This is a genomic window from Pseudomonas wayambapalatensis (assembly GCF_049942315.1).
Lineage (GTDB): Bacteria > Pseudomonadota > Gammaproteobacteria > Pseudomonadales > Pseudomonadaceae > Aquipseudomonas > Aquipseudomonas wayambapalatensis.
Genome location: NZ_JBNFMU010000034.1, coordinates 1 through 7,820, shown reverse-complemented (window position 1 = coordinate 7,820; position 7,820 = coordinate 1). Strand labels below are relative to the sequence as shown.

The following is a 7,820-nucleotide window of genomic DNA, read 5'->3' as shown; positions in this document are numbered from 1 at the left end:
CAAGGGTGTAACAACTACGGGGTTGGGGTGGTTTTCACTTCCGGGGTTGGGGGGGGGTTGGGGGGGAAAAGCCCGCCCCCAGAGGAGGGGGGGGGGGTGGTCTTCCCCGCGAAGGCAATTTCAGCTTGTGCGCTTGGCCAGGAACGGCGGCAGATACAGCCCCAGATAAGCCTCGAACACCCGCATGCCTTCCTCCGCCATGCGCGGTGTGATCTGCTCGTGCAGCTGTATCGACCGGGCATAGACCCGGTCGCTCAGCTCCATTGCCAGGGCGAACACATCCACGTCCCCAGGCATCACCGGCAGCAGGAAATGCCGGTCGAACAGCTTGTGCAGCAAATCGCCCAGCTCCATGTCGTGCTGGCGGTCGGCCTGGACCACTTCGCTCAGGCCATGCTGGGCGAGGATCAACTGCCGGGCGGCAGTGTCCTGGTTGTAGATATCCAGCATGCGTTGCTCGACCAGGCGTGACAGACCCTGCCAGGTGCTGAAGGCGTGGCTGTCGATCGGCGCGCTCAGCGCCTCGCGAAAGGCGCGGTGCACGTCGGCGGTCAGGGCTTCGAGCAACGCCGGAACGCTGGCGAAGAAGTGATAGACCGAGGACGGCGGGATCTGCGCCCGTTCGGCCACGCTGTAGATCGACAGCCCCGCTACCCCCTCGCCCGCCAGCAGCTCGCGAGCCGCCGCCAGGATCGCTTCGATCCTGGCCTGGCTGCTGGCGCGGGGCTTGCGTGACGAGGGCGTGCGGCTCATCAGTTGCTGATCGCCAGGATGCTGGCCTGGTAGGCACCGACGAACAGGTCGAAGTCGCCGACTTCCTGCTGCTCCAGGCGCGACTGTTCGGCCAGAGAGTCGCGGGCGAGTGTTTCGAAGGCTTGCTGGCGCTCGCCAGGCAGCGCTTGCTCACGGAAGGTTTCGGCGTGCAGCTTGCTCTGGCGCAGCGAGAATTCGACGAAGCTTTCTTCGTGCTCGGTCATGCGCGCCAGGACCTGTGCAGAAGGTGTCAGCTCCGGGTCGTCGACCTTGGCCTGCTGCGCCTCCAGGGCCTTGGCGTGGTCGTCACCACCTTGCGCCTGGTCAAGCAGTCCGGCCAGCTGGCCGATGCGGGCGATCAGATCGCTGGCCCATTCGCGCAGGGCGACCGGCTGACCATCGCGCTGCAGCTCCAGGCCTGGGCGACGGCCTTCCTTGACTACGGTGAGGAAGTTGCTGGTGCACTGGCCGCATTCGCCGTTGTCCAGCGATGGGCTGTCCTCAAGCGCGCAGAACAGCAGGAAGGCGTCGAGGAAGCGAGCCTCGGTCAGGTCGATGCCCACCGGCAGGAAGGGGTTGATGTCCAGGCAGCGCACCTCGACGTACTGCACGCCGCGCGCGATCAGGGCCTGGATCGGACGTTCGCCGGTGTAGGTGACACGCTTGGGGCGAATGTTCGAGTAGTACTCGTTCTCGATCTGCAGGATGTTGGTGTTCAACTGCACCCATTCGCCGTCCTTGTGCGTACCCACTTCGACATAGGGCGGGTAAGGCGTGCCAACGGCCTTGCGCAGGCTGTCGGTGTAGCTGGACAGGTTGTTGTAGCAGGGCGTCAGGCCGGCCTGGGCGTTGCTCTGGTAACCCAGGTCGCTCATGCGCAGGCTAGTGGCGTAGGGCAGGTAGAGGGTGTTGGCATCCAGCTCTTCGAGCTGGTGCGGGCGGCCGCGCAGGAAGCCTTTGTCCAGTGCTGGCGAGGCGCCGAACAGGTACATCAGCAGCCAGCTGTAGCGGCGGAAGTTGCGGATCAGCGCAATGTAGGCCGACGACTGATAGTCACGGTCGTCCTGCTCGCTGCCTTCCGCTTCACGCAGCAGGGGCCAGAGGGCCTCGGGCAGCGAGAAGTTGTAGTGGATGCCGGCGATGCACTGCATGGTGCGGCCGTAGCGCAGGGCCAGGCCCTTGCGGTACACGTGCTTGAGCTTGCCGATGTTGGAGCTGCCGTACTCGGCGATCGGGATGTCTTCCTCGGCGGGCAGCGCGCACGGCATCGACGGGCTCCACAGGTATTCGTCGCCGAGCTTGGTGTAGACGAAACGGTGGATCTCCTCGAGGTTCTCGAGCACCTTGGCCGGATCAGCCAGGGCCGGGGTGATGAACTCCAGCAGCGATTCGGAGTAATCGGTGGTGATCTGCTCGTTGGTCAGTGCCGAACCCAGGGCTTCGGGGTGTGGGGTCTGGGCCAGCCGACCTTCGTCGGTTACTCGCAGGCATTCGCGCTCAATGCCGTGCAGGCACTGCTTGAGCAGGGAGAGATTGGCGCCGAGCAAGCTCAGGCGGCGATTGAGGAGGTCGCTCAAGATGGATTCCTTCACGCGTCAGTCGCCCCAATATGGGGGTAGAAATGACGGTCTACAAGGGTAGGGACAAAGGAACTGGCGTTGTCGCCTGGTTTACGCGGTTCCGGTGCTGGTAGCGCAGATACTTCGGGGCCTTGCCGAGCCCATCGCGTGACAAGCCCGCTCCCACAAAAGCACCGAGGCACCTGTGTGAGCGGGCTTGTCACGCGATAGGGTCAGTGACAGCGCCCGACCAATACCGGCAAAAATACCGCAGTTATCACTCGGGCAGCTAGAGAACCGCGAAGGTTCCCTGTGCCTTGGCCACCAGTTTGTCGCCCTGGAGCACGTCGGCGTCGACCACCAGCGTACGCCGCCCGGCGTGTATCACCCGGGCGGTGCACAGCACTTCGCCATCGCTGACAGCGCGCATGTAGTTGATCTTGCACTCGATGGTCACGCTCTGCTGGTCGAAGCCATGGCTGGCCGAACAGGCCAGGCCCATGGCGATGTCCACCAGGCTGAAGATCGCCCCACCGTGCAGTTTCTGGCCACGGTTGCGCAAGTGCGGTTCCAGCGGCAGGACCACCTCGGCAACGCCTGTGTCCAGGCGTTGCAGGCGGCAGCCCAGAAGCTGGCTGAAGGCGCTTTCGACGTATTCCTTCGGGACGTCCATCACTTCTTCTTCAACTGCTTGGCGTTGGCGAACAGCGCGGCCATGGCGTTGTTGGCCGGTGCGGCGGTGGCTGTCTCGCGTGGGCGTGGTGCCTGCTGCGAACGGTTGCCGCCGTTGCCGCGTGCGCCGCCACGGTTGCCTTCGACCTTCTCGCCGGGGGTGTCGCTCATGCGCATGGACAGGCCGACGCGCTTGCGTGGGATATCCACTTCCATGACCTTGACCTTGACCACGTCGCCGGCCTTGACCGCCTCGCGCGGATCCTTGACGAACTTCTCCGACAGCGCCGAGATGTGCACCAGACCATCCTGGTGCACGCCGATGTCGACGAAGGCACCGAAGTTGGTGACGTTGGTCACCACGCCTTCGAGGATCATGCCGGGCTCCAGGTCCTTGAGGTCCTCGACGCCATCCTGGAAGGTGGCGGTCTTGAACTCAGGGCGCGGGTCGCGGCCAGGCTTGTCCAGCTCCTGGAGGATGTCGGTGACGGTCGGCAGGCCGAAGGATTCGTCGGTGAATTTCTTCGGGTCGAGGCGCTTGAGGAAGCTGCTGTCGCCGATCAGCGAGCGGATGTCGCGGTCGGTGTCGGCGGCGATACGTTGCACCAGTGGGTAGGCTTCGGGGTGCACGGCAGAGGCGTCCAGCGGGTTGTCGCCGTTCATCACGCGCAGGAAGCCTGCGGCCTGCTCGAAGGTCTTCTCGCCGAGGCGGCTGACCTTCTTCAGCGCCGCCCGGGTGGCGAACGGGCCGTTGGCGTCGCGGTGGGCGACGATGTTCTGTGCCAGTGTGGCGTTCAGGCCGGAGATACGGGTCAGCAAGGCCACCGAGGCGGTGTTGACGTCCACGCCCACGGCGTTCACGCAGTCCTCGACCACCGCGTCCAGGCCGCGCGCCAGTTTCACCTGCGACACATCGTGCTGGTACTGACCCACCCCGATGGACTTCGGATCGATCTTCACCAGTTCGGCCAGCGGATCCTGCAGGCGGCGGGCGATCGACACCGCGCCGCGGATCGAGACGTCGAGATCCGGGAATTCGCGGGCAGCCAGTTCGGACGCGGAGTACACCGAGGCGCCTGCTTCGGAGACCATGACCTTGGTGATCTTCAGCGCCGGGTATTTTTTCACCAGGTCACCGATCAGCTTGTCGCTTTCGCGGCTGGCGGTGCCGTTGCCGATGGCGATCAGCTCCACCGAATGCTTGGCGCACAGGGCGGCGAGCACGGAGATGGTGCGGTCCCAGTCGTTTTTTGGCGCGTGCGGGTAGACGGTGGTGTAGTCCAGCAGCTTGCCGGTGGCATCGACCACCGCGACCTTGCAGCCGGTGCGCAGGCCGGGGTCGAAGCCCAGGGTGGCACGCGGGCCGGCCGGGGCGGCCAGCAGCAGGTCGTGCAGGTTGTGGGCGAAGACGTTGATCGCCTCGCCTTCGGCGTTGTCGCGCAGCTCGCCGAACAGGTCGGTTTCCAGGTGAGTGTAGAGCTTGACCTTCCAGGTCCAGCGCACCACCTCGCCCAGCCATTTGTCGGCCGGGCGGCTGCGGTTCTCGATGCCAACGTGGCTGGCGATCATCAGCTCGCACGGGTGCAGGGTGCCCGGCAGCTCCTCGCCGACCTTGAGCGAAGCGCTCAGCACGCCTTCGTTGCGACCGCGGAAGATCGCCAGGGCGCGGTGCGACGGGGCGTTGCGCAGCAGTTCGTCATGGGCGAAGTAGTCGCGGAACTTGGCGCCTTCCTCTTCCTTGCCCGGTACCACGCGCGCGGTGAGCACTGCCTCCTGCTTGAGGAAACCGCGCAGCTTTTCGAGCAGGGCGGCGTCTTCGGCGAAGCGCTCCATGAGGATGTACTTGGCGCCTTCGAGGGCGGCCTTGACGTCGGCGACGCCTTTGTCGGCGTCGACAAAGCGCGCGGCTTCGCTTTCAGGGTCGCGCTGCGGGTCGTCGAACAGGCCGTCGGCCAGTTCGCCCAGGCCGGCTTCCAGGGCAATCTGGCCCTTGGTGCGGCGCTTTTGCTTGTAGGGCAGGTAGAGGTCTTCGAGGCGGGTCTTGGTGTCGGCGAGCTTGATCTCGCGGGCCAGTTCCGGGGTCAGCTTGCCCTGCTCCTCGATGCTGGCCAGGATGCTGGCGCGGCGCTCGTCGAGTTCACGCAGGTAACGCAGGCGCTCTTCCAGGTGGCGCAGTTGCGTATCCTCCAGGCTGCCGGTCACTTCCTTGCGGTAACGGGCGATGAAGGGCACGGTCGAGCCTTCGTCCAACAGGCCCACGGCCGCCTCGACCTGCTGTGGGCGCACGCCCAGTTCCTCGGCGATACGGCTGTTGATGCTGTCCATGAGAACCACCTGACAAATAGTGAATACTAGGGCCGCAGTGGGGGTTCAGGCCCGGCGGCACTGGATGAAAGCCGCGCATTATACCCATCGCGTCCGGCTTGCGGTGATGGCGCTTGGCCATGCTCCTGGTGCGGGAAGTGGCACCCGGGGAAAAATCTGCTAACAATGCACACGGCACGCATCGCAATGGCTACGCCATAATGCGCCGCGATATCAGAGGAGTTATTGATGACCAGCACCGCAAACATTGCTGAAGGCGAAAAGATTCTCATCGTTGACGACGATCCAGGGCTGAGCAGCCTGCTGGAACGTTTCTTCACCAGCAAGGGCTTCCGTGCCCGCGCCGTGCCGAACGTCGAGCAGATGGACCGCCTGCTGGCCCGCGAAGTGTTCAACCTGGTGGTGCTCGACCTCATGCTGCCGGGTGAAGACGGCCTCTCCGCCTGCCGCCGCCTGCGCGCGGCGAACAACCAGATCCCGATCATCATGCTCACCGCCAAGGGCGACGAGCTCAGCCGCATCAAGGGCCTCGAGCTGGGCGCTGACGATTATCTCGCCAAGCCGTTCAACCCCGACGAGCTGGTCGCGCGGGTCAAGGCCGTGCTGCGGCGCCAGGTCCCGAGCGTTCCTGGCGCTCCGGGCAGCGAGGAAGAGACCGTCACCTTCGGCGACTACGAACTGTCGCTGGCCACCCGCGAACTCAAGCGCGGCGATGAAGTGCACATGCTCACCACCGGTGAGTTCGCCGTGCTCAAGGCACTGGTCATGCATGCTCGCGAACCGCTGACCCGTGACAAGCTGATGAACCTGGCCCGTGGCCGCGAGTGGGATGCCCTTGAGCGCTCAATCGACGTGCAGATCTCGCGCCTGCGCCGGATGATCGAACCCGATCCATCGAAGCCTCGCTACATCCAGACGGTCTGGGGTGTGGGTTATGTCTTCGTGCCGGACGGAAATGCCGGTAAATGAACCGCTGCCATGACACGGCAGGGCGGCCCGCAAGGGTCGCCCTGTTTTCGTCTGTGGTCCCCGCCATGCTTGTCCCCGCCGTGCAGTAATCGTCGCCAATGAAAACGCCTCTCTGGTTTCCGCAAAGCTTCTTCGCCCGCACCCTGTGGCTGGTGCTGATCGTCGTCCTGTTTTCCAAGGCGCTGACGCTGGTGTACCTGCTGATGAACGAGGATGTGCTGGTCGACCGCCAGTACAGCCACGGTGTGGCGCTGACCTTGCGTGCCTATTGGGCGGCCGATGAAGAGAACCGGGACCAGATCGCCGAGGCGGCCGGGCTGATCCGCGTGACCGGCTCGGGTGTTCCTGAGGGTGAGCAGCACTGGCCGTACAGCGAGATCTACCAGCGCCAGATGCAGGCCGAGCTGGGCGAGGATACCGAGGTGCGCCTGCGCATCCACGCGCCGCCGGCACTGTGGGTCAATGCGCCGAGCCTGGGGCCGGGTTGGTTGAAGGTGCCGTTGTACCCGCACCCGTTGCGGGGGCAGAAGATCTGGAACGTGCTCGGTTGGTTCCTGGCCATCGGCCTGCTGTCCACCGCGTCGGCCTGGATCTTCGTGCGCCAGCTCAACCAGCCGCTCAAGCGCCTGGTGTTCGCTGCCCGCCAGCTCGGGCAGGGGCGCAGCGTACGCCTGCCCATCAGCGATACGCCCAGCGAGATGACCGAGGTGTACCGAGCGTTCAACCAGATGGCCGAGGATGTCGAGCAGGCCGGGCGCGAGCGCGAGCTGATGCTGGCGGGGGTCTCCCACGACCTGCGCACGCCCCTGACCCGGCTACGGCTGTCGCTGTCGCTGATGGGTAACGAAAGCGAGCTCAGCGACGACATGGTGCGCGACATCGAAGACATGGACGCCATTCTCGACCAGTTCCTGGCCTTCATCCGCGATGGCCGCGACGAGCCGGTGGAAGAAGTCGACCTGGGTTATCTGATTCGCGAGGTGGTGGCGCCTTATAACCAGCCCGAAGAGCGCGTGCGCCTGTGCCTGGAGCCTATTCCACCCTTCCCGCTACGACGTGTATCGCTCAAGCGCATGCTGGGCAATCTGATCGGCAATGCCCTGCACCATGCGGGCAAGGGCGTCGAGGTGGCGGCTTATGTATCAGGTGAGCAGGGCGCGCCGTATGTGGTGCTCAGCGTACTCGACCGGGGCACGGGGATCGACGAATCGGAACTGGAGACCATCTTCAACCCGTTCATTCGCGGCGACCGCGCGCGTGGGGGCAAGGGCACCGGGCTGGGCTTGGCGATCGTCAAACGTATCGCCGCCCAGCATGGCGGCAATGTCGAGTTGCGCAACCGCTCCGGTGGCGGGATCGAGGCGCGGGTGCGCCTGCCGCTGGGGTTGTTGCTGCCGCGCGATGCGGTGTGAGGTTCTGGGGGCTCTTCTTGGGTAGCCACAAAAAGGACACCAAAGTTTCCCACCAACCCCCTTCCCTTGTCCTCGTCTTGTTTTTCCCCCCCCTTTTCTCCCAATGTTTTATAGATCGGAAAAGCAAAAA

General features: G+C 64.7%; 6 protein-coding genes. 2 read left to right on the top strand and 4 right to left on the bottom strand.

The genetic code is table 11. The features are described 5' to 3' along the window. Positions 1–120 precede the first annotated feature (120 nt). The 4 genes from ACPZMI_RS00740 to ACPZMI_RS00725 form a co-directional block, all read right to left on the bottom strand. The gene (locus ACPZMI_RS00740) at positions 121–753 is read right to left on the bottom strand and encodes a TetR/AcrR family transcriptional regulator (RefSeq protein WP_426351471.1); all 633 of its coding nucleotides are present in this window, start codon (positions 751–753) and stop codon (positions 121–123) included. After that, complete coding sequence (gene gshA, locus ACPZMI_RS00735) at positions 753–2,330, bottom strand: glutamate--cysteine ligase (RefSeq protein WP_186710730.1); 1,578 nt, start codon at positions 2,328–2,330, stop codon at positions 753–755. The genes ACPZMI_RS00740 and gshA overlap by 1 nt, the downstream gene beginning before the upstream one ends. Before the next feature lie 271 nt (positions 2,331–2,601). Next, positions 2,602–2,985 carry a PaaI family thioesterase gene (locus tag ACPZMI_RS00730; RefSeq protein ID WP_186667420.1) on the bottom strand — a complete coding sequence of 128 codons (384 nt, stop codon included), beginning with the start codon at positions 2,983–2,985 and terminating at the stop codon, positions 2,602–2,604. Beyond that, a complete protein-coding gene (locus ACPZMI_RS00725) occupies positions 2,985–5,309 on the bottom strand; it encodes a Tex family protein (RefSeq protein WP_426351470.1) in 2,325 nt (774 codons plus the stop codon). Before ACPZMI_RS00725 ends, ACPZMI_RS00730 begins: the two co-directional genes overlap by 1 nt. Positions 5,310–5,537: 228 nt before the next feature. Between ACPZMI_RS00725 and ompR the strand changes: the two genes are divergently transcribed. Beyond that, positions 5,538–6,278 carry an osmolarity response regulator transcription factor OmpR gene (gene ompR, locus ACPZMI_RS00720; protein ID WP_186667422.1) on the top strand — a complete coding sequence of 247 codons (741 nt, stop codon included), beginning with the start codon at positions 5,538–5,540 and terminating at the stop codon, positions 6,276–6,278. Positions 6,279–6,376: 98 nt separating this feature from the next. Then, complete coding sequence (locus tag ACPZMI_RS00715; protein ID WP_186667423.1) at positions 6,377–7,690, top strand: ATP-binding protein; 1,314 nt, start codon at positions 6,377–6,379, stop codon at positions 7,688–7,690. The last annotated feature ends 130 nt before the right edge of the window (positions 7,691–7,820 follow it).

Bases quoted from the DNA above. Each gene is read 5' to 3' on its own strand.
- ompR (WP_186667422.1), top strand. From the start codon at position 5,538: ATGACCAGCACCGCAAACATTGCTGAAGGCGAAAAGATTCTCATCGTT.
- ACPZMI_RS00740 (WP_426351471.1), bottom strand. From the start codon at position 753: ATGAGCCGCACGCCCTCGTCACGCAAGCCCCGCGCCAGCAGCCAGGCC.
- ACPZMI_RS00715 (WP_186667423.1), top strand. From the start codon at position 6,377: ATGAAAACGCCTCTCTGGTTTCCGCAAAGCTTCTTCGCCCGCACCCTG.
- ACPZMI_RS00725 (WP_426351470.1), bottom strand. From the start codon at position 5,309: ATGGACAGCATCAACAGCCGTATCGCCGAGGAACTGGGCGTGCGCCCA.
- ACPZMI_RS00730 (WP_186667420.1), bottom strand. From the start codon at position 2,985: ATGGACGTCCCGAAGGAATACGTCGAAAGCGCCTTCAGCCAGCTTCTG.